Origin of the sequence: Endozoicomonas arenosclerae, assembly GCF_001562015.1 — a bacterium.
Taxonomy (GTDB): Bacteria; Pseudomonadota; Gammaproteobacteria; order Pseudomonadales; family Endozoicomonadaceae; genus Endozoicomonas_A; species Endozoicomonas_A arenosclerae.
The window spans coordinates 1-20,796 of sequence record NZ_LASA01000154.1 but is presented as its reverse complement, the minus strand read 5'-3'; the positions used below and the strand labels follow the sequence as shown (position 1 = coordinate 20,796).

Genomic DNA, 20,796 nt, shown 5'->3' with positions numbered 1-20,796 from the left:
AATATGCACGAGATGAGGACGGCGACGGTTTTCATGAGATTCATGTGAATACAATGGAGGGGTTCTGGTCGCTGTTGCGTTCCTGGTTGCGTCCTCATCGGGGTATATCACAAGAGAAGTTACCGCTGTATTTGGGTTTCTTCGAGTGCCTGCACAATATCAAGAAGCGCGGGAAAGCAGCTCTAACCGGTCTTCTGGGAGTGTTGTTTGGATAACTCCCCGGAATCCATTAAGAGCCTTGCTTTTAATTTTTCTTCCAGATAGGTATTGAGAAGCTCTCTGAGTTTTCCTTCAGGCACTGGAGGCTTTTTATTGGGCCTGAGTGGGTATTTTATATACTGATCGGGTGCCAGATAGAACATGGCAACATGGCGTGGCTCAATGAGAGTCGGATCAATCGATTTTTCAAACCCTTCTCCGGCTTCCGGTTTTGATGTCAAAGAGGGTGTTTCCTCAGTAGTCGTCACGCTGACGGATGCCGTCTTTCTTAGTTGATTCAGATGCAGAGGTGAAAACTCTCCTGTGTCCAGGGGAAGCTCTGGGGGTGGCGACTGGTATTTTGTTTCGTAAAGTGCTCTCAACTCATGCCCTATCTTTGACAGGCCTTTCATCGACGTTCTGTTATCCATGGTGAAATGAGCCAGCCGGATTAGCTTGTCTTTATCTTCTTTGCTGACAGGAGAGTCCGGGTGGTTGGCATCAGACTCAGCTATTCGCTTTTTAAGGCGGTGAATAAAGTGATAACGATACTGGTCACAATATTCCCGGGTCATTCCGCCCAGTGATTCACCCAGGTAAAACTCTGGCGCCAGGAGGTTTTTGAAAGGAATGGCATCAATATTGAAATACGCAGTTCTTGGAAAGGATCGGTCTATTACAACAGGGTTGGGCTTAACTAGTGGCTCATATTGGCCTTCGCAAGGCTTGACCGTGTGAGACTTATAGGCGCGTGTTGTGGCATAGCGCCTTTTTTCAGAAGAGGGCTTTACCGCATCCGTTTTATCAACTGACGCTGGCTCTTTGCTGAAATTGGTAAGAACGGCCATAGGCTCTCTGGATGGACCCATATCTGCTTCCCTGTAAAAAAATCCATGGTGGTCAGCAGGTTTGGACAACAGTGCTCAGAAAAAAGTTTCTGTCTAAAAAGAGATCTTTTCTATTCGAATGTCAGTCTGGCTAACCGGTTGGTCAGTTAAAAAATAAACTCAGGGTCAGTTCACAGGTCTAAGGAGCATATTAATACTTCGCAAGGGAATGCAGAGATGGATAGAACTGACTTTCAATTCAAGGTTACTCCTCCGACGCCACCTACGATGAGTCCGGAGCCAGAAGAGGTAAAGGAGAAACCGCCGGTAGCGATGGTGGAAGCTTCTTCAGTTCAGGGTCTTAGAGTGCCTAAATTTCTTATCGAGGAACATTCGAGATATATACCTGGAGTGGGTTATCGATTGTCCATCGCTGATTTCGTTGAGTGCAATGTAAATCCCAGGTCTCGCTTAAAGTCCATGACCCAATCCTCTGGTAATTCATTATCTGCTTCAACGTTGGATTTGAATCAAGCTGTCTCTCAAGATGAGGATGACACCGATGGGGCTTCTCTTGAACATCGACCAAAGGTGTCAAAGAACCGGTTTGATCGAACGTTAGAAACCCGAACAGGTCGACGGGGGCGAGTTAAAAAGCCAATAGCACCTGTTGAAGAGCCACAGGCTAAACCTCTTCCCCTTCTTGATCCTCTGGACTTTCCTTCCAATTTCAAGGCTGAAGTTCCCATCAAAGCAGGAACAGTGGCCAAAATTGTTCATGGCGGCATGTTACCTGAATTCGCTACTGAGGTCATCAGCCCTGTTGTGGATCTCCTGGCTGGTGAACTGGCAGTACAGCCTGAAAGTAAGGCTGTCATGATGGATAAGAATGTTTTACACCGATTAAATGTAACCGCTTTGATGGCCAAAACCGCAGAGGTGGTCAGCCTGACATCGGTGCCCCATAAAGAAAAGATCACCGTTGCAGGCAAGCAAAAACTGGACTTTTCGTACACTACTGCCTTCGAAGGGGCCGCCAATGATCTTCGTGTTGCATTGAGTCAGCCTGCTCACCTGGCAGGCAAGTTAGGTGTTAAAAGCTTGAAGGAAGCCTGTTTTGATCGCAAGCTCTACAACCAGATGCGTGGCCTGTTGATGGATAAAACGGCGGAGATCATGGTGGAGCTTCTGGGTGAATTGAGAAATGATCCAGAGGCAGATGATTCCAGAAAGGCCGCGATCATCGCATATAGGGATATGTTGAAAGAGTTCCGGCGCTGTAATGCCCTGGCGATCAAATCGCCAATTGGCTGCGATAGAATGATTAATCTATACCATGGACTTCTGGAATGGAGTGCTCATGTTGATAACCCCTCTCCCTTGACGGCAAAAGCCATTAAAGAAGCCACTGACCTGTTCAGGGGGCTTGCTGATATTCGTGATATCAGCGAGAGCGTCGATGTACTGGATATGATGTTATTACTGGAATCCATCCTGCATCCAAGCTTTGATGGGCGTGATGTAAGTGCTGCAGTTGCCAAGTTCAATGAAAAACTGCCAGAGCTATTAAAAGCAGCCAGCACAGCAATGGTAGGTGGTTTAATAGTGAAACATAAATTTTCGAATCTCTTGGACAAAATTCATCCAATCACTGAAAAAGCCAGAGTGCTTTCCGGACCCGTGGATGAGTTGGGTGAGATCAAAGGCAAGGATGAAAAAGGTGCATTGGGCTCGCCTGAAGCAGATACAGAATCTCCAACAAAGGGGCTTGATCTTTTGTGACACTCATTCATCCAAAACCAGTGTCCTCAAGGTTTTTACCAATTCATCAGTTATATCTACATAGGCCATAGGCCATAGGGCTGGGGTTTTCTGGTGTCAGATTGTGCCTGGCCATGTGTTCCTGCATGCTTCCCGGCTTTTTAATCATTTCATAATAAATGGTGGGCAATTCCGATGCGTTCTCTTGCACAAAGTGATCGATAAAAGCGGTGACCATCATTTCGTCCATTCTGGCCAGCAGTTCAGGCCTGACCTTGATGTCAGGTGATTGATACCGCAGCAGTTTCAGAGCTTCAAAGCGGTCTTGCAGACCTAGCTGGTTGAGGCACTTCACTAGCCCGAGTTCATTATTTTTTTCCATGTGCTCTCGTGCTTTATGAATCAGTGGCTCTGGATACTCTGAGCTTGCCAAACGAGCATTGATGAAATTGACGATTCTTTCCCAGCTTTCTTTGAGTTTTGGCTTGGTGGAACGTGCACTAAGGTTATCTGAATTAACTCTTGAGCTGTGAATTGGAGATCCAGGCTCAGAGCTGGAGCTGTAGGCCGAGTCTGTATCCTCAATCTCTTCTGGAATGGTTTTTAACTGAGATTTAGGTTGCTGCGCAGTGACCTCACCATGTCTAGGGTGCTTTCCCCTTCTTTGGTGACGTTTTTGATTATGATTATTGACTGGCTGGGAGCTGCTACCCGAAGGAGGTATCTGATCCATTTGACTGTCTTCCCTGTACAGTTCTAAAAAGTATAGATACCCAATCCCCTGGTTGCAGGCATTACCCCTGAATCAAATCAGAATACTTTTTTGTGAGATGCTTTTCCCACATTTACGACCTGATATCCGAGTTTCAGATAGAACTCAGTGGCCTCCGGTGTATCAGTGAATAGCTGAATCTGATCGAAGTAATCTTTAGCATGATCTTCGATCGCACTCATCAACAACCGGCCCACTCCCTTGTTTCTATAATCCTCTCTGATATATAAGCGACGAACCCGACCTGTAGATGTTTTGCCCTCATAGGGGTCAATATTAATGCCGCCAATACCGACCAGCCTATTTTGATGATATGCAGCAAATAGGGATTCTCCTTTCTGATTGAAGCAGTTGACTCCCGATTCAAAATCCATGGTCAGGCGCTTTAGAAAGCGATAGCCTTCCTGCACACTCTCCTGGGTCATTAAGTCTAGGCCGTTAGGTAGTGTCGTTATCTTTTTGATTATCACCGAGCTCTCTATTTTCACTCTCCGATCAGGCTGTTGAAGTAGTTGAATACCTCTGGATTATCTTCTGAGTCCGTCAAAAACAAGGTATGTCCAGTCAGGCTGACATGTTTAACACCGGTAAAATCTTTATAAGTGGGTGGTTCATGCTCATCGTGTTTGGCTACATTACCCAGACGCTGGTTGTTCAGTGATTTGTGATTGTAGAGGTTGGAAATCTTCAGAACAGTATCGTTTTCATTGGTTGTGATAACGGTTTTTTCACCTTTCCCGATGGCTGTAACCCAGTCCCTGTGACCTTCATTATCCTCATCGGCCTGATGAAGCAGGACATGCTCAAAGGGTTCCAGTGATTCTGAAAGGTTCCTGTGCTGGTCTGACAGCATCAGAACCCTGTGACCCAGACTGTGGCAAACGAAGCGGGCTTTAACCTCAGTGCCACCCAAAGCATTTTTGAAGAGCGCCAGGCTGTCACTCAGATCTTTTGCAGAAAGCTCGGCATTTTTTCTGGCTTTACCGTATTGCTTGAGCTTTCTGGTCAACTGTCGGGTCAGGTATTTAACGGGATTGGGTTGATAAGGGATCAAACCAAGAGTGCCCATAAAATGTCCGTGATGAACAGAGGGCCATGAAAAAGCAACAACATTGACATCATAAAGATCCCTGAGGGCAAAGCACTTCTTGAGATTTTTCTTCAAGGTCTGATTGTTGCCATGGACAAAAAATATCCAAGGTTTGTCGTTTGAATCATCAATAGCCTGAGACAGACATGTCTGCTCCTCTCCTTGTGCAACAAGAGAAAGAGAGTACTTGTCCTTGTTACCACCTTCATCGATCACAGCACAACGAAGACGATGATCGGATTTCGTCATTCGATTTTTAAATAGAGTGGCACCGGTCCGGTTGGGTCTGATGCCTCTATTGGTGATCAGAACGATTTTGTTTCCCATGACATTATTCTTATTGGTGGCTGGAAAATGCTTCTAATGTATACGGGAAAATCAGGTCAGACAATAAGGCCATTGGATGAGAGGTACTGTATGGCTCGATCAGCCACTACAACTTCTGTGCCGCTTCGACCGGAAGAGAGAAAGACTGTGTACCCATTGTCGTTTAAAGTCTGGCGTACTGATTCAAGTGGTTTAATGGGTGAAATATCATCAAGAAAGTAGGGTAACGCGTAAGAAGAAAGTTGCTCAGGTGCATCGCTGGTAATCAGGGAAGCTCTTTCAGAAATATCCGCAGGCAATTCATGTCGGCCTTTGAATTTTGGACCAATGCTGGAAACATAAGCCCCTTCTTTTATCCAGCTGGACTGAATCACCGGCGAAGATGCACTGGTAGCGCAGAGAACAATATCTGAGTGTCTGACGGATTGCTCAATATTTTCTGAAGTCAGGACTTCCAGATCATATTGATCAGATATGAAGTTTGCCAGCTCTTCTGCTTTGGATGAAGTTCTGTTGCAAATGATGATCTTGCTGGGTTTTCTGACGGCCAGCATAGCTTCTAACTGATATTTGGCGTGGTGTCCTGCTCCGATCAGGCATGCCACTTTTACATTGTCTTTTGCCAGTTTATTAATAGCGTAGCCATTAATAGCCGCGGTTCGAATTGCTCCCAGACTGGAGCCAACGACTATGCCTTTCAGAGAACTTTGATTCGTAGAGTAGACGGCCACTATCTGATCAGAATCTGTTCCTTTCTCATTTGGATAAGTGTCATAAACTCTGAAGCCAATGGTATGAGTGGTACCGAGTTCTGCACCGATGGTGAAAGTCAGGCCTCCATCACCAGCCTTCACGGTATGTCTGGGTGGTGTGATGACTTGCCCCTGAAGCGCTGACTGGAAGAATGATTCAATGGCTTTAATCGCCAGACTCATAGGGAATGATTTGAGGTGTTCATCAGTGATTATTTTCATGGAGTGTCTTTACGGTAAGGCTTATTGTATTTCTTATTCTCAAAGATCAAGCGGCTTCAAGAGTTTCTTTTTCGTGTTTGTGCTCTTTTAAAACTTCTTCAACACTCTTGTCCATATCGCCAATTTCGCTCCATTTGCGTTTATAGAGCGCAGGGGATTCAAGGGTCAGTTTGTCCCAGTCTTTTTTGATGGTATTCAGGGTTTGCACCAGTTGCTCTTTCTCCATTTCGTCAAAGTTGGCCGCTTCGATCTGCAGAGAACGCTTGAGGGCTGAAAATCTTGCTGCGGCATCGTGGTGTTGCTGAGAACGTTTGGAGAAATCCAGAAAAGTAACCAGCGCCGCCAGAATAGGAGCAACAATCCCCAAAGCAATGATTAATGCTTTTGTATCCGCTTCAACCAGATTTTGCAGAACCGACTCCAGCGTAGTGATAACCACCAGAGTTCCACCCAGGCAGTAGTGCCAGGTTCTCATTTTAATACAGGCTCTGAAGTGAGCCTGTTCAACCGCCTCGGTCCTTGCCCACCAACGTTTCAGTAAGGTCCAGTTGTCCATTGGGTAAACTCCATTATTCTTGGTAAGCCATTATCTAAAGGTTTTTTGAAGGGAAATGATACGATGCTGGAAGAAAATTGTTATTTTGCAGCAGTGGTCTGAACTGACTTTGATCCAGACCACTCAAGTGACTATTTGCAAACTGAAGGGGCTCAGAAATCCTCTTCTTCAAGAACTTTATATTCTAATCTGATTCCCTGAATAGTAATTTTGTTGTCCTGTTCCTGCCATACAGCTGACTCAGGAGCAAGTTCGATTGTCGCCCATGTTTTTAAATAATCACGCTCAACCTTAATGTTCGGATTAAGAGACTCCACGTGTTTGTCTACTTCCTCCGTACTTTTTGTTGTGTCCACAATTCCCTTGTCTTCTTTTATAGGATGAAACTCTCCAGTTGTTGTTCCCTGATCCTCATAGATCTTGGCACTTAACATGTAGTACTGAGGATCCTTATAAAGAGTCTTTCTTGTGATTGCCTGAAAATGAAAGAAATGCCGCCCGGCCTTCGTAGAGACAATATAAGCAATAGCGTCAGAATATAAAGCAATATTACTCTTTTGAACGGATACCACCTGAACTTTATCTAACTCGGTCACTATTTCTCCATCAATGGCCACTGAATCCATTTCTTCTACTGCTGCGTCCTTAAGGTATATGGCTAGATTTTCTATATAGGTATGGCCTTTGATGACGATGTTTCTCTGAGTTTCATGGCTGGTATCAAAGTGAGAGAAGCTTTTTGCATCCAACTTTGTAATCTTGGATTGTGCCTCCATCGAGCATAAGAAAAAACTCAGAATAATAAAAATATGAGCCTTCATTCTATTCACCTTACTGCTTAGAATGAAGAAAGATAGATCCATGCTTCATATGAATACAAATTCATTTGCTACCGTATTTTAGTCTTACATATAAATCTCAAATAAATAGAAACTTACCTTTTAACGGTTGCAAGAATAAGCATCAACACTTCAAGAAAGCACTAAGTTTAAGCTTTAACCTGAACAGGCTCACCAAGAATCGAAACACAGTCGTCCAGTTGCAGAATGCCCTCACCATCACTACAAAGAAATATCGACTTTTTGTGTTTGTTCGCCAGCTGTTTTGCTGCTTCCCGTTCATTGCTGTTTTTAGTGGCATGGGGCGTAAACTGAAAGTCCACCAGATTCAGGGCCGATAAATCATTAAGTTCTATTCTGTTTTGATCACCGCATAACCTGGCTGATTCTATGCTGGGCGTCATCAGCATGGCTCCGGCACTCACTCCTATTAATGCTCCACCTTTCTTAGCGAACTCAGTCAGAGACTTTTCAAGCTTTCTTGCCTTGAGAGAATGCAGAAATCGGAATGTATCCCCTCCGGACAAGTGTATTAGAGGCTTTTGTAACACCTCTTCCATAAGGGCTTCGGAAAAGCCTGTTTCAAGGTCAATATAGGTATCAAGATCAATGCCTGATGATCGGTAGATAGCTTGGGTGTTTCTGAAAAAAATCCGGTCGGGATCAGGCATTGAAGCTATATAGGCTGCTGTTGTGCTATCCAGGTTCAAGTGGCCTATAAGACGTTTAATGGCTGCTTGAGAAGAAGGTGAATCCTGATCACTGAGTAAAGCCAGGTTCATCAGAAAATCCTTTTGTAGTTTCGGTGGACTTTAAAAGTACGATCTTTTCTTATTCAACAATGAACTCGAATTCAAATTCTTTACTGGTAAAGCCTTCCTTTGAAGGCTCAAATCTCCAACAAGACATGGACTTTACAATTTCATTACCAAATGCTGGGTCAGTTTGCTCAATGATCGTAACATCACTGACATTCCCTTCAGGATTTACTTTATAGGTATATTTTACAGACCCATTTTTACCTTGTTTTATCATGGCACGAGGATAGGCAGGCCAAGTTCCTATCAAAGGTGCTGGTTTTCCCTGTTTTCTGGCTTCGATAACAGCCTGTTTTAGATTATCTATTCTTTGGGAATCATCATGGCAGGTTAAGGATTTAACATTACTGCCGCTGGTTGAACATGCAGAAATAAATACAGAGAGTGAAATGATTAAAAGTTTTTTCATTAACAGCTTTTTATTTTTGAATTACAGTAAAAAAATGCTTTCCCAGCCTTCCAAAAAAGAAAAGGCAGGATAGCCAAACAACCATCCTGCCTCTGTTTTCAGTGGAAGAGCTTTATTCCAGAGTCACTTTCAAAGTCATACCGGAACGCGCACCCACGACACTGACATACTGATAGCCAGAGCCCGGATTAAAGACGGTAATGGATTCCGTGTTATCCGGATTGGTTGAACTCAGGTTATAGCTGGTGGACGTAGCCCAGTTACTGGCATTGTAATAAACATTGCCATCACCGCTGCCATAACCCGCGCTGATCTGGATGCTGTTGGTACCAGCAGGCACCAGAATCCAGTAGTACTGTATCGAGTTGGTGTTGGTGCTGCTGGGCACACAGACTGCGTCGGCACTGGTTAAACCATTGCTGGTTTGTGGGCCTTCTGTTGCACAGGCATTTTCCAGATCGCCCACATCACCGGATGTGATGGTTACAGAAGCTAAGTCTGTTCGGCTGTCCCCCTTGTCATCGGTAACGGTCAGTCTGGCGTTAAACAAGCCTGTTGACGTATAGGTATGACTTGGGTTGGCTTCTGAACTGTTGCTACCATCACCGAAGTCCCAGCTGTAGGCAGCAATTGAGCCATCAGAGTCGGTTGAGCCACTGCTGCTGAAGCTTATGCTGGTATCAACCTGGCCTGTGTAAGGGCCATTGGCCTCGGCAATGGGCAGCCGGTTGCCGTCGATAGTTTCCGGAATGGAGGTATCCAGGTTGGCTTCCAGATAGTTACACAAGGGTTGTCTTACCTGGTCGGTGACTACCTGATCCGTACGGGAAATATCTACGTCAAAAAACGTTTCCTGAACTTGCTGGCGAGCTTCACCCCGGATGTTGTAATAGTGGAGCATCTTGTAATCCAGCACTTCATCGGTACTGTTACCCAGATCAGGACAACCGAAAACACCAAAGTTGTTGGGGCCAGACTGCAGAATATTCTTCACATTAGGGTCAGCCTGTCTCAGGTCATCCAGAATCAGGCCGGACATTACGCCCCAGAAGCTATCGGTATTGATATTGTAATCATCAGAAGGTGGTACTGGATCTGTTCGCAGCCAATGGATCTTGAATTCCTGATCAGCATCCATACCTAATGCGGCATAGAAGTCTTTGATCGTATTACCGCTTCCGCCGAGAGAAGCAATCAACTGACCAATTTTATTTTTCTCTTCATTACCAGCCAGTCTTGCTCGGCCATCACAATACTGGGAATAGAGAAACTCGTGACGCACATCGGGCCAGTTCGGATGGCTCTCCAGGCGCAGTGATACGCCTTCGGCAACCTGACTGGCAATGGCCATATTGAAGATCGACATGGCAAATCCGTACACGTTGTCTTTCAGGTGTTGAGCCTGATTATCAACGTAACGATCTTCCCACATTAAGTTATGGAAGCGATCCGGGTTTCCCTGACCATCTTTTAACTCACGGAAGCGTCTGGCATGACGAGGTTCCAGGGTTTCCGGAGCATTAGCATCACTGTCATCATCACCAAAAACACCAGGCCAGTTCAGATACTGCTGCCAGAATGGACGGGCAGGGCTACCATGACAGGCAATACACGAGTCAGGGTTCTTATTCAATGTGGCCGGTGTGGTGGTGAAATCAAACTGAGAAAATTCCCAGTTACCGTCATCATGACGGTAGGAAACATCGAGCCTTTCGTAATCCGGGTCGCTGGGATCTGTTGGAATGTTCACCATGAACCGGGCATCAGAACCAAACATCAGGATTCGGGGGTATTCCATGGAGGATTTACCCGGTGTCTGGCTGTGCTCGATCAAGGCAAAGTTTTTCAGCATATGATCGGGCATTACATCCATAAACCCTTTCATGGTGTTGATGTTCTTTTCGTTGAGAAAAGCGATTACGTCATCCGGGGTCAGCTTGGGTGTTCCGTCCTGTGGTGGTGGGTCAAAGCTGCTTAAGGGAACAACGGTATCAGAGCCGTTAATGGGGCAAATGCCCGCTGCCAAAGAATGGGTTGCAAATCCCGTCAGCATGGCAAAGCCAAGGGGTACTACGCATTTCTGAATGATCCTCATCTCACTCTCCGTGTTTTGATTCACTCTTACTGCGTGAGTTTTTTGTGTATTGTATACAATCTACATTTTGAGAGTTTATGGGAAGAGGTAAGGCTTTAGAAGCGGCTAACGGGCAAATAAGTGAGACCGGGATCGCAGTTTAAAACTAAAACTGTACGAAAATTGGCATCAGTTTCCTTTTTTAGTGATGAAGGTGAATAAATGGAGTTTGGCTATAAATACAGGAGAAAAGACTTGGACGTCTAATAAATGGCAGTGAGTCTTATGAATTTATTTCAAGAAATAAGTCGCCTTTTTACCCCTGGAGATATTGCCATCCAGGTCATAGACCTCAAAGTTCCACATCAGAAGCAACTTTTCTTTTTTCTTATAAATCATTTTCTCAGCGGTGCCATGGGAAATCTGAATCTTATAAGGCTTCAGCTGTATAAAGTTGACCAGCTTGCCTGTAGCAACAAGTTCACTAATGTCCGTTCCAAAGTTGAACTCATCCAGTTGATCCGAGTTAAGGACAAAGTCCTGGGTGATCACTTCAACATCACCTGTAAAGGTTCTTTGCCTGTTTTTGAGATCAACCGTTGATGAGTTTGAGTAGATTGAGCCAGAGCCGGTGGTGACTGATACTTTCTCGCTTGCAGTAGCGGGTGCCGCAAGGAATACAGAAAGCAACAGTCCTTTTTTCAGAGTATTCAGGAATTCCATTTCTCAGTTCTCTTTTATGATAAGGGTGAATCTTTCATTCGAATAGCTGGTTGAAGAACGCTCTAATCCGTTGTTTACGCTTTTTTCAGAACAGCAATCATATGGGAGCCTGACTCAACCATACCGGGTGAGGCGCAGGCTTCAATTTCAAGCTTCAGAAAGTGTTGCCACTTGTCAGAATCCTGCCTTATCTCTTCCAGGGCTTCCGGGCGTTTGGAAGAAATGCAGTTGGAGGCTGACAACGTTATGATCTCAAAGTCATTCCGCTCAAAGGTTTCAGTCAACTGCTCGGCCCTGAACATGTGGCAGTGATGATCAGACACAGCATGGCTGCTGGGGTGGAGGTTACCTGAGCGGACAATCTTGAAGTTTTCACTCTCAGACACAGTGGCAAGAATAGGTTCAAGATATTGGTCAATACTTCCCCATAGATTCATAACACTCAGCAGGGCTGTTCCTTCCGGCTTTAACACCCTGCGGATTTCTGACAAAGCCTGATCTCTCTGGTCGAAAACATAACTGAGTGGGCCACCGTAGCAGACGATCTTGTCAAAAGAGTGGTCTTCAAACTGGGACAGATCAGTTATATCAGCCAGTTGCCAGCTATTCACCTTGTCCGCATAATCCAGCTCCTGAGCCCGGGATTGGTTAATCCCCAGTTGAACGGGGGAGAGGTCGGTAACTACAAGATGTCCAGCAATGTCTGACAGAGGCTGGGTAAATACGCCAGTACCGGCACCCAGTTCAAGTACCTTGTCTCCAGCACACATATGGGTGCTGAGATAATGGTTGTGGATAAGCAGCTTTACCTGTTCAACGATGGATGTGTTCCAGCGCTCGGTTTCCTTATCCGCGTATTCGTTGTAATAATTTTTTATATGATCAGGGTTGTAGAGTGTCATGGGGGAGATCTGAATAGTAGTGCTCTTATGGTTTTAGAGTCCTTGAGAAAAGCGAATAGCCTGATCAAGAGCGCAGAGAGTCTTGCCCGTACAGCGTGCAATTTAGCCTCGTCTACTCTTGGCGGTCTTCTGGAGTCATAGTCTTCCGACAACAGGTAGTTGGTATAGCGCAGTTCTATTTGAATCGATTGTACTTTTGGGTGATCACAGTACTTCGCTGTGATGTAACCACCTTTGTAGAAGTTATTTTTGGTTGTATCGAAGCCACTTTCAGAAAAGGCGTTGTATAGGGTTTCCAGTAAGGCTACTGAGGTGCTTTCGTTATCAAGATTCCCTAGACAGATATCACTCTCAACAGGACCCATAAAGCTGTGCAGGTCAATGACAACAGCATGACCAAACTGTTCAATGGCTGAGGCTACAAGGTCATCCAGAGCTTGATGATAAGGCTTGTAGTACTGCTCTATTCTTTGCTTCAACTCTTCCTCAGAAGGGAAGGTTCTGTAGATTTCTTCTCCCCAGGTATTCATTTGATAAACCAGTGAGTGTCTGAAATCACCAAACAAAGTACTGATCGGAGCCCGGTTAAGGTCAACGATATATCGACTGATATCCGTTGATATCACACTGACAGGAAATTCCTTTAGAAAGTCATACAGTTCCCGCAAATGCCAGTCCATATTGGGTAAGCGCTTATTGGGCTCAGGCAGAAGGTTACGTTTCGCTTCCTCCGTCAGAGTCATCCCGCTGTGGGGCATGCTGAATATCCAGGGGGAATCTGCTTTTTTGAGAGTTAGCCAGTTCATAAAAGCTATGAAGTTAGTTTAAAGACTGGGATAAGCCAAAATTAAGAGGGATTAACTCGCTTTGGTTATAGAGTATACATAGAAAATATCAAACTCACTCTCATGAGTTTTCTTAAATCCATTTTTTAGATAGAAGTCGTTTGAGCGGCTACCTTTAAGAGCACACAAGCGTACAGGAAGGTCACTAGCTTTAGCTGTTTGAATGATTTTATCTAAAACTACCTTGCCAAGCTTTTTGTTCTGATGCTCAGGCTTGATATAAAGGTGATCTAAGTAAATATGATCTTTTCTTTCTCGGGTGACATAGAAGCCAAGTAGTTCGTCGCTCTCAATGATTTTATACGTTTCATCAGGCTCGAATGTATCAAGAAAACGATCCCGAACCCTGTTGCTATCGTAGCGATTTATTGCTTCCAGACTTGGCTTCATTGCAAGAGCTCTGATTTCAGCAAGATCAAAACCGTCTTTTAACTCTGATTTAATATATTTCATGAGTAAAAAATTGAGTATGAGATTCTGTTTCTTAGTCCATGATTGCAGATGAATTATGGAGGCCGTGAGAGTCTCATCTAATGAGAAGTGGCAAATATTGGATAATCTATAGGGTTTCAGCTGACACGCTACCGCCCCGAGATTGGCTGTTATATAGACAACAGTGGAGTTTCTTTCCCTGAACTCTTGATTGCAGCGTCCTGCTGCTTCTTATTTTTGGCGTCATTCTGCCAGCTTTTTGCTGTCATGAGTAGAAATACTTATCCAAATCTTGCGAAATGTGTCGTCTTTCTCGAATTGGGTGTTGAGTTGGCCGAGCTTTACACTTGAGACTTTGCTATTAACGGGGATTCTTAGGAAAGGGAGTATAGGAAGGGGGAGCCTGCTCATCCTGATGGACTGAGCAGGCATTGTCTGATTACAGACCTTTCATTTTACCGCCGTCTACAGTCAGGTTGGTGCCTGTAATGTAGCTGGCAGCGTCTGAAAGCAGGAAAGCTGCTGCATTGGCAAACTCTTCCGGTTTACCGTAACGACCCATAGGGATGGTCGCTTCAGCTGCTTGCTGCACTTGACTGGAAGTGGTTTCGCGTCGGCCTGCCAGGAAAGTATTCAGGGCATTAATACGATCGGTATGAATAGATCCGGGAATCAGGTTGTTAATGCGAATGTTGTCTTCAGCCAGCTCTACCGAAAGGCTTTTCACCAGGCTGGCAACACCAGAGCGCATTACGTTACTGAGTAACAGAATATCGATGGGTTCTTTGATGGCAGAAGACGTCAGAGTAACAATACTACCGCCCTGAACTTTCAGGGCAGGCAGGGCAGCTCGAATCATTCTTACAGAACTGAGCAGTGTCTGTTCAAAGGCCGCTTGCCAGTCTTGATCTTCCAGCTCTTCAAAAAAGCCAGGTGTTGGGCCACCGGCGTTCACCAGCAAACCATCAATTCTGCCAAAGTCGTTCAGAGTATTGCTGACCCAGCGCTGAATGGATTCGCCGTCACGGGCGTCAAAGATATAGCCTCTGACTTCTGCACCGGTTTCGCTGCTGATGGTGGATGCCGCCTGAGCGATACGCTCTTCAGAACGGCTGGCGATGGACACCTGGGCGCCTTCGGCGGCCAGTCTGGAGGCAATGGCGTAACCCAGTCCGGTGCTGGCACCGGCCACCATGAATACTTTTTCTTTTAGATTGAGATCCATTTTTTACTCCCAGGATGTTGGCCCTTTGCTGCACTTTGTGAAGGTCAGGCTGGCCAGTGGCTCAGCCTTTTACCATCAGGGCAGTATCGGGTCGTGAGGTTGCGACAGGTATTCTTTGGATTGCATTTCTTGCAGTCGACTGATGGTGCGCTGGAACTCAAAGTTCAGTTTGCCTGTGGTATACAGGTCCAGCAATGGCGTTTCAGCGGTGAGAATCAGCTTCACATTGCGGTCATAAAACTCATCAACCAGGTTGATGAATCGTCTGGCCTGGTCGTCTTTTTTCCCGCCCATCTGTGGCACGTTTTCCAGCAGCACTGTCTGGTAAAGACAGGCCAGCTCAATGTAGTCATTCTGGCTTCTTGGGCCATCGCACAGGGCTTCGAAGCTAAACCAGCCAATGTCTTCGCAGGTGCGTTCACTGTTGATGCTGCGGCCAGCAATTTCAATAATGTCCGTTTCCCGGCAATGGCTGATGTCGGGGGCCAGATCATGAAAAGTTTTCTGCAGATGACTTTCTGCTGCCTCACCCAGTGGGCTAAAGTAGGTTTCTGCTTTCTCAAGCAAACGCAGGCGGTAATCGGTTCCGCCATCCACGTTCACTACCAGAGTATGTTCTTTCAGCTGAGCTATGGCTGGCAGGAAGCGGGCTCTTTGCAAACCATCTTTATAGAGTTCATCAGGAACAACGTTGGAAGTGGCTACCAGAGTTATGCCTTTTTGAAAGACTTGCTCAAACAGTCCACCCAGAAGCATGGCGTCAGTAATGTCTGAAACAAAAAATTCATCAAAACAAATGACCCGTGTTTCAGCCGCCAGAATTTCAGCCACTTTGTCCAGCGGGTTTTTCTCGCCTGACAGCTTTTTCAGTTCGCCATGAACCCAGCGCATAAAGTGATGGAAGTGCATGCGTTTTTTTTCGGGGAAGGGCAGGCAGTCGTAAAAAGTGTCCATCAGGTAGGTTTTGCCGCGACCGACGCCACCCCAGAAGTAAAGCCCGCGAACGGTGCTGATCTCTTTACTGGCAAATGGATTGATGCGTTTGAGCAGGGAAGGACGGGGTGCTTCAGCCGTCAGCTGATTATACAGACGCTGGAGGTGTTGAACCGCTTCTTCCTGAGCAGGATCGTAGCTGAAGTTGTCTTTTTTCAAGTCCTGCTGGTAACGAGATTCCGGGGTCATGCTAATCGTTCAGTCTTCTTTCGCTATGGGTGTTAAACGTTTTCATCCCAACGGGTGAGGAAAACCGGATTTACCCGGGTTTGTGCACAAGCTGGTTGCCAAACCCCGGCTTCATGAGTCGAAAACTGTCTGGCTCATGGCTGTCGGGGCTTAAAGTGGGAGACAATGTAACCTCATGGCCAAAGCAGGGCAAGGTGTGTTTTGGCATCCAGATGTTACACAACCCCTCTATACTTTGCGCAGAAAAGATTATAACTTTGACAGGAATGTGAGGCTGTTTGGAAAGTAATGGATTATTGTCTTGACCCCTACTTTCCAAGCAGCCTCCAAAGGACCTGGAAGGTTCCACCAAATGAGGCGATGCTGTGGAAGATGTGAATGTACTTTGGTTTGTAGGCAGTCTGGCATTTCTGGCGGGCATGGCCGGTGGTGCACTTTTGTACCATCTGCTGGCAGGTCCCCGTTCAGATCGAGGCAAGATGGAGAATCAGCTGAAGGATCTGGAAGCTGACTTCAAACAGTATCAGGACAGCGTAGCCGATCACTTCAATACTACGGCTCACCTGATCAATAAGCTGACCGACAGTTATAAAGATGTTTATGAGCATATGGCCAACGGTGCCGATGTTCTGTGCGAAGACGACAGTGTTAAGAATAAACTGAGTGACTCTTTGATCAGCAGCAGTGCACTGTTGTCAGGTCAGATTCCCAAACGTCGTACAGAGCGCACAAAACCTCTGGAACAGCCTCTGGACTACGCTCCCAAAAATGCACCTGATGAGAAAGGAACTCTGTCTGAAGATTTCAGAGTGACTTCTGAAGCTGAAAAAGCAGCCAATGCCAATGGTCAGCCTGCTTCCTGATTCGGCTTTCTATTGAAGTGTTTGTTTTATAACAGACACTTCACTTCAATTTTCAAAACTGCCTTCCGGTAAACTCTGGCTTCTTGCAGAAGATTCTGAATCAATCTCTTCCTGCAGTTTCTGGATTTCATCCAGTATTCGAATGAACTTTCTCCCGAATTCGGTGACCTGATATTCAACCCTGGGTGGAATTTCAGGGTATGTCATCTTGTTGAGGATACCGAATTCCACATTCCTTCTCAGGCAATCATTCAGAACCTTTGTGCTCAGCCCTTCTATAGACCGAACCATCTCTCCTGGTCTTTTAATATCTTCTGACAGTAATTGATAAACCGTTAAAGACCACTTGCAGCCGAAGATGACTTCCACCATCCGAGCGGTTTTTTAGGGGGTAATCGACGTAAAAAAATTTTCTCGTTGGAATTCATAAAGATGCACCAAAAAGTACCTACCTGACGAATTTGTGCCTGGTTTTCAAGAGCTTCAGCCCCTTGGATGATGGTCTCACAGTTAACTTTACGGTGAAATATCAAGGAGAATAAACATGCAACTTTCTTTTTCAGGCACGGCAATGATTGTGGGTGGTTCGAGTGGAATAGGGTTGGAGGTAGCCAGGTTAATCGCCCAGGAGGGTATTGAGGTAACTCTGGTAGGCAGCAACCAGTACAAGCTTGATCTTGCTGAGCTGGAGCTGAATTCGATAGGGGATGTCAATATCGTTAAAGCTGATCTCTATACCCGTGACGGTATCAATCGAGTCATCGACTTTGTGACTGAGTCCGATCAGCCTGTCAGTTATCTGGTCAATGCTGCTGGTTATTTCAACCCCACACCTTTCCTTGAGCATACAGCTGAAGACTATGAACGTTATATGGCGCTAAACCGAGCCATTTTTGAGATCTCTCAAGTGGTGGCCAAAGACATGACCCGTGGAGAAGGCGGCAGCATCGTTCACATAGGTTCTATGTGGGCAAAGCAAGCTATCAAGGCAACCCCTTCTTCCGCATACTCAATGGCTAAAGCTGGCCTGCATGCATTGACCCAGCATATGGCAATGGAACTGGCAGAATACAGGGTTCGTGTTAATGCCGTGGCTCCCGCTGTCGTCAAAACATCTATCTATAAAGCATTTATTGATGAAGCAGAATTCGATGAGAGTCTGGCTTCTTTTAATGATTTTCATCCTATTGGTCGTATCGGACAGGCTAAAGACATTGCCGAAAGCATTGTATTTCTTTTGTCTGATCAGGCTTCCTGGGTTACAGGTGCCATCTGGGATGTGGATGGTGGAGTGATGGCGGGCAGGAATTGAAACCAGGTCTGAGTAATGTGATCGCATTCCTGTGTTTGTGATTGTCTGATTTTTATACTCGATATAAGACGAGCCCAGTTGGGCTCGCTCAAATTTTGAGATTAAAAAATCATTACGCTAACAAACAGGGAGTGCTTCTATAATGCCGGCTAAACATAGCCTCATGCCTTTATTACTCTTCAAGTCATGCCTCATTAAACTCAGATTGTGTAGATCTGTTTTTTTGCCGGCCTCAGTACTTTGTATCTCAAGTTTTTATGCTGGACCCTCCAAAGCAGAGCTACCGAAAGTCGATCCACCGTTAGCTGTGTTTGCTATGAATTCTGTTCCATTTCAGGAGACGGAGTTAGAAATTTCGGAGAGGGAGGAACATTTGTGGCTCAGCTATCAAGCCTGGCTGGACGACTTACGTATCAGAGAAGGTTTGGGTCAGAGTGCTGAACTGATTGAACAGTTTATGGAAGAGATCAGAAAGCAGAAGGGGGCGAACAAGAGTTCTCTTAGAACTTTGTTGATTTTAACGACACAGGAAAACTATTTCCCGCAATGGCGACCGCTAGTTATCCAGAGGCTTCAGGAGGAAGGAGAGGTCGCCAGGCAGGCAGCTATTGCAGCGGTTGAAGGGAATAACGGGAGAATTAATGATCTTGGCCAGGTAACACCCATTAGAGCCTATGTCGATTATGCCTGGGCATTACACATGCTTGATGCATTTCACACGGATCAGTTGACAGTAAAGCGTTTCAGACAGCGTCTTGAAGCTTTCCTGGATGCATATGTAGAAGGTGTGAAGCCCTATTATGATAATGCTTTCTGGACGACTGGGTATAACAAAGGGGTTCTCGCTATGGATGTGGCCTCAACGGTGAGTCTTCTCTATAGAGGCAGTCCAAAATACCCAAGGATGAAAGAAGCTTTTTCAACTTTTTGGCACAATGTCACCACTCTGTCTTATGACGGTGACAACTCTCCCCATTACGATGCAAACACCGGTTTTCATGCCATTCTGAGTATGGCCGTGCGACAAGGTAAAGAGAATGAAGTAATCGGTTCCGTTCACCTCCGGAGAATGATGGACAGAATGGCCCGAACGGTTATGAGCAGTGGGCAGTCTGCCAAATGGGGTAAATCCATGGAGAAAAGCAGAGGTGCATATCTAAGAGTGTCTGCTGGCAGAGGCTTGCCCTGGGTGCTGAAAATGGGCTATCTCCTCTGGGGGGAACCATTTTATTTATACGTAGCCAGAAAGTACGAACGGTTTTACATGAAAAAGCAGGGGCCGTTCAGAAGCAGTGGTTATATCCCTGATCTCTGGCCACTGAATATTGATGCTCCATCCGTATCGTTAGCTCGTCCAGGCCCAGACGATTTTTCTTCGAGGGCAACACCGCGTATCACATCTTCAAGAGCTTATAATGGCCTGCTGTTGGGAAGGGGAGATACTGATTACATAAATGTTCAAGACAAGCTGGTGCTTTCTACAGGACATCATCCCAGGGCCCCTTACCTGTTGATGGACCTCAGTTATACCCAGCATAAGGCTGCCAGAGATCATCGCTCAGGGCTGGATATCCAGAATTTCAACGGTGCACACACGATCACTAGAAAAAGACGTTGGGCAGAAGCGAATAAGAATAATGGAATTTATCTTAACCCAAGTGCCTATGATTATCCTTCAGCACCCTATCCCTCCAGTGAAGTATCAGCACCGGGGAAAAAACTGACTTTTCTGAATACCGTGGGATACAACCCGGCTTTCGATTATACCATTGATCATTATTCTGCAGGTTCAGTCAGTCTCGAAGCAGCATATGGGGTCGTAGAGTACTCAAGATACCAGTACGAGAATGTGTCAGCAAAAAGAGAAGTAGTACTGCTGCATAATGGCATTGTGGTTGTATCAGATACTATTAGTGCGTCAGACGTCTATACAGGGGGGCATAAAGGTGGAAGTCTTTATCAGGTATTGCCAGAACATAAATCGGAGGTGGGCCACAACTGGGTTTTGCTAAAAGGCATACCCAAACAACTGCCATTCGATTTACCTGAAGGTGAAAAATCGACTCTGGACACATTGGTTTTGTTTGCTTCTGTACCCTCAGAGGCAACTATTGCTTTATCTAAAAATCCCTATGACCCTGTTAGCAGAGAGTGGTTTCATACCCATACTCCCGTATTGGCAGGTGAAGAGTACAATCTGATTTCTCTGATCATTCCATTGGCCAATTCGGATGAAAAGGATGCTCTTTTAAGAGGTATTGAAGTTTTGAAGGGCTCTGATAGTCGCAAAGTGAGAATACCCTATACCGGGCAACAGCAGTTAGAAGTGGAGTTCTTTAAAGAGAATAAAGCAGAGTTCAGGTTTATCGATCTGTAACTGCAAGCTACGCGCCCAGCCAGAGCTTTCGGATTCGAGGGTTCTGGCTAGGAGCCTGTCGGACTTAACCAGCAAAACAGGTAAAATCCTGATTCCAGTACCAGTAACACTCAAAGCACTATGAATAAGTGGAAGTTCAAACCGGTCGACCGAAACACTCCCGACCTTTTCCCTGCCAGCATCCAGGATTATCTTCCAGAAGGTCATATGGCTCGCTTTGTGGTGGATGTTGTTGACCAGCTCGACCTGTCTCCACTGATCAATTCTTATCGAGGCACAGGATCAAAAGG

Annotated in this window: 21 protein-coding genes and 1 pseudogene; 5 read left to right on the top strand and 17 right to left on the bottom strand. The window is 45.6% G+C overall.

Annotation, left to right across the window (positions count from 1 at the left end; all coding sequences use genetic code 11):
- A pseudogene (locus WG89_RS29645) lies at positions 1-215 on the top strand (hypothetical protein); the annotation flags it as partial.
- Here the strand turns inward: WG89_RS29645 and WG89_RS23420 are convergent.
- Positions 183-1,067: a hypothetical protein gene (locus WG89_RS23420; RefSeq protein ID WP_153301784.1), complete on the bottom strand. Its 885-nt coding sequence runs from the start codon at positions 1,065-1,067 to the stop codon at positions 183-185. The pseudogene WG89_RS29645 and the gene WG89_RS23420 overlap by 33 nt on opposite strands.
- Positions 1,068-1,262: 195 nt before the next feature.
- Here WG89_RS23420 and WG89_RS23415 point away from each other — a divergent pair, with 195 nt between their 5' ends.
- Positions 1,263-2,807, top strand: a complete 1,545-nt coding sequence (locus tag WG89_RS23415; protein WP_153301783.1) for a hypothetical protein — start codon at positions 1,263-1,265, stop codon at positions 2,805-2,807.
- A 46-nt stretch (positions 2,808-2,853) separates the two neighbouring features.
- Here the strand turns inward: WG89_RS23415 and WG89_RS23410 are convergent, their stop codons facing one another.
- The 15 genes from WG89_RS23410 to zapE form a co-directional block, all read right to left on the bottom strand.
- Entirely contained in the window at positions 2,854-3,519 is a 666-nt protein-coding gene (locus WG89_RS23410; protein ID WP_062270129.1) for a hypothetical protein, read from the bottom strand.
- Positions 3,520-3,596: 77 nt separating this feature from the next.
- Positions 3,597-3,983 carry a GNAT family N-acetyltransferase gene (locus WG89_RS23405; RefSeq protein ID WP_062270128.1) on the bottom strand — a complete coding sequence of 129 codons (387 nt, stop codon included), beginning with the start codon at positions 3,981-3,983 and terminating at the stop codon, positions 3,597-3,599.
- A gap of 59 nt (positions 3,984-4,042) precedes the next feature.
- A complete protein-coding gene (locus WG89_RS23400; protein ID WP_062270127.1) occupies positions 4,043-4,975 on the bottom strand; it encodes an alpha/beta hydrolase in 933 nt (310 codons plus the stop codon).
- A gap of 56 nt (positions 4,976-5,031) precedes the next feature.
- The gene (locus WG89_RS23395) at positions 5,032-5,949 is read right to left on the bottom strand and encodes an ornithine cyclodeaminase family protein (RefSeq protein WP_062270126.1); all 918 of its coding nucleotides are present in this window, start codon (positions 5,947-5,949) and stop codon (positions 5,032-5,034) included.
- 46 nt (positions 5,950-5,995) lie between these two features.
- The gene (locus tag WG89_RS23390; RefSeq protein ID WP_062270125.1) at positions 5,996-6,505 is read right to left on the bottom strand and encodes an SLATT domain-containing protein; all 510 of its coding nucleotides are present in this window, start codon (positions 6,503-6,505) and stop codon (positions 5,996-5,998) included.
- Positions 6,506-6,657: 152 nt separating this feature from the next.
- On the bottom strand, positions 6,658-7,326 hold the full coding sequence (locus tag WG89_RS23385; RefSeq protein WP_062270124.1) for a hypothetical protein: 669 nt from the start codon (positions 7,324-7,326) through the stop codon (positions 6,658-6,660).
- Between the two features lie 167 nt (positions 7,327-7,493).
- Positions 7,494-8,126, bottom strand: a complete 633-nt coding sequence (locus WG89_RS23380; RefSeq protein ID WP_062270123.1) for a Type 1 glutamine amidotransferase-like domain-containing protein — start codon at positions 8,124-8,126, stop codon at positions 7,494-7,496.
- A 49-nt stretch (positions 8,127-8,175) separates the two neighbouring features.
- Positions 8,176-8,571 carry a TonB family protein gene (locus tag WG89_RS23375; protein WP_062270122.1) on the bottom strand — a complete coding sequence of 132 codons (396 nt, stop codon included), beginning with the start codon at positions 8,569-8,571 and terminating at the stop codon, positions 8,176-8,178.
- Positions 8,572-8,683: 112 nt separating this feature from the next.
- Positions 8,684-10,666, bottom strand: a complete 1,983-nt coding sequence (locus WG89_RS23370; protein ID WP_079254007.1) for a PKD domain-containing protein — start codon at positions 10,664-10,666, stop codon at positions 8,684-8,686.
- Between the two features lie 270 nt (positions 10,667-10,936).
- Positions 10,937-11,368: an LptA/OstA family protein gene (locus tag WG89_RS23365; protein WP_062270120.1), complete on the bottom strand. Its 432-nt coding sequence runs from the start codon at positions 11,366-11,368 to the stop codon at positions 10,937-10,939.
- A gap of 74 nt (positions 11,369-11,442) precedes the next feature.
- Entirely contained in the window at positions 11,443-12,270 is an 828-nt protein-coding gene (locus WG89_RS23360; RefSeq protein WP_062270119.1) for a class I SAM-dependent methyltransferase, read from the bottom strand.
- Positions 12,267-13,076 carry an N-formylglutamate amidohydrolase gene (locus WG89_RS23355; RefSeq protein ID WP_079254006.1) on the bottom strand — a complete coding sequence of 270 codons (810 nt, stop codon included), beginning with the start codon at positions 13,074-13,076 and terminating at the stop codon, positions 12,267-12,269. The genes WG89_RS23360 and WG89_RS23355 overlap by 4 nt, the downstream gene beginning before the upstream one ends.
- Positions 13,077-13,127: 51 nt before the next feature.
- Positions 13,128-13,568: a GNAT family N-acetyltransferase gene (locus WG89_RS23350; RefSeq protein ID WP_062270117.1), complete on the bottom strand. Its 441-nt coding sequence runs from the start codon at positions 13,566-13,568 to the stop codon at positions 13,128-13,130.
- Between the two features lie 418 nt (positions 13,569-13,986).
- A complete protein-coding gene (locus tag WG89_RS23340; protein WP_062270115.1) occupies positions 13,987-14,772 on the bottom strand; it encodes an SDR family oxidoreductase in 786 nt (261 codons plus the stop codon).
- A gap of 75 nt (positions 14,773-14,847) precedes the next feature.
- Positions 14,848-15,954, bottom strand: coding sequence for a cell division protein ZapE (zapE, locus tag WG89_RS23335; RefSeq protein ID WP_062270114.1), 1,107 nt, complete (start codon positions 15,952-15,954; stop codon positions 14,848-14,850).
- A gap of 365 nt (positions 15,955-16,319) precedes the next feature.
- Between zapE and WG89_RS23330 the strand changes: the two genes are divergently transcribed.
- A complete protein-coding gene (locus WG89_RS23330) occupies positions 16,320-16,817 on the top strand; it encodes a Z-ring associated ZapG family protein (protein ID WP_062270113.1) in 498 nt (165 codons plus the stop codon).
- Positions 16,818-16,862: 45 nt separating this feature from the next.
- On the opposite strand, the gene WG89_RS23325 is transcribed toward WG89_RS23330, so the two are convergent.
- Positions 16,863-17,189: a winged helix-turn-helix transcriptional regulator gene (locus tag WG89_RS23325; protein WP_062270112.1), complete on the bottom strand. Its 327-nt coding sequence runs from the start codon at positions 17,187-17,189 to the stop codon at positions 16,863-16,865.
- Positions 17,190-17,361: 172 nt separating this feature from the next.
- Between WG89_RS23325 and WG89_RS23320 the strand changes: the two genes are divergently transcribed.
- Positions 17,362-18,129 carry an SDR family NAD(P)-dependent oxidoreductase gene (locus tag WG89_RS23320; RefSeq protein WP_062270111.1) on the top strand — a complete coding sequence of 256 codons (768 nt, stop codon included), beginning with the start codon at positions 17,362-17,364 and terminating at the stop codon, positions 18,127-18,129.
- 373 nt (positions 18,130-18,502) lie between these two features.
- Positions 18,503-20,506 (top strand): hypothetical protein, encoded by a 2,004-nt coding sequence (locus WG89_RS23315; RefSeq protein WP_153301781.1) that lies wholly within the window; start codon positions 18,503-18,505, stop codon positions 20,504-20,506.
- Positions 20,507-20,796 lie beyond the last annotated feature (290 nt).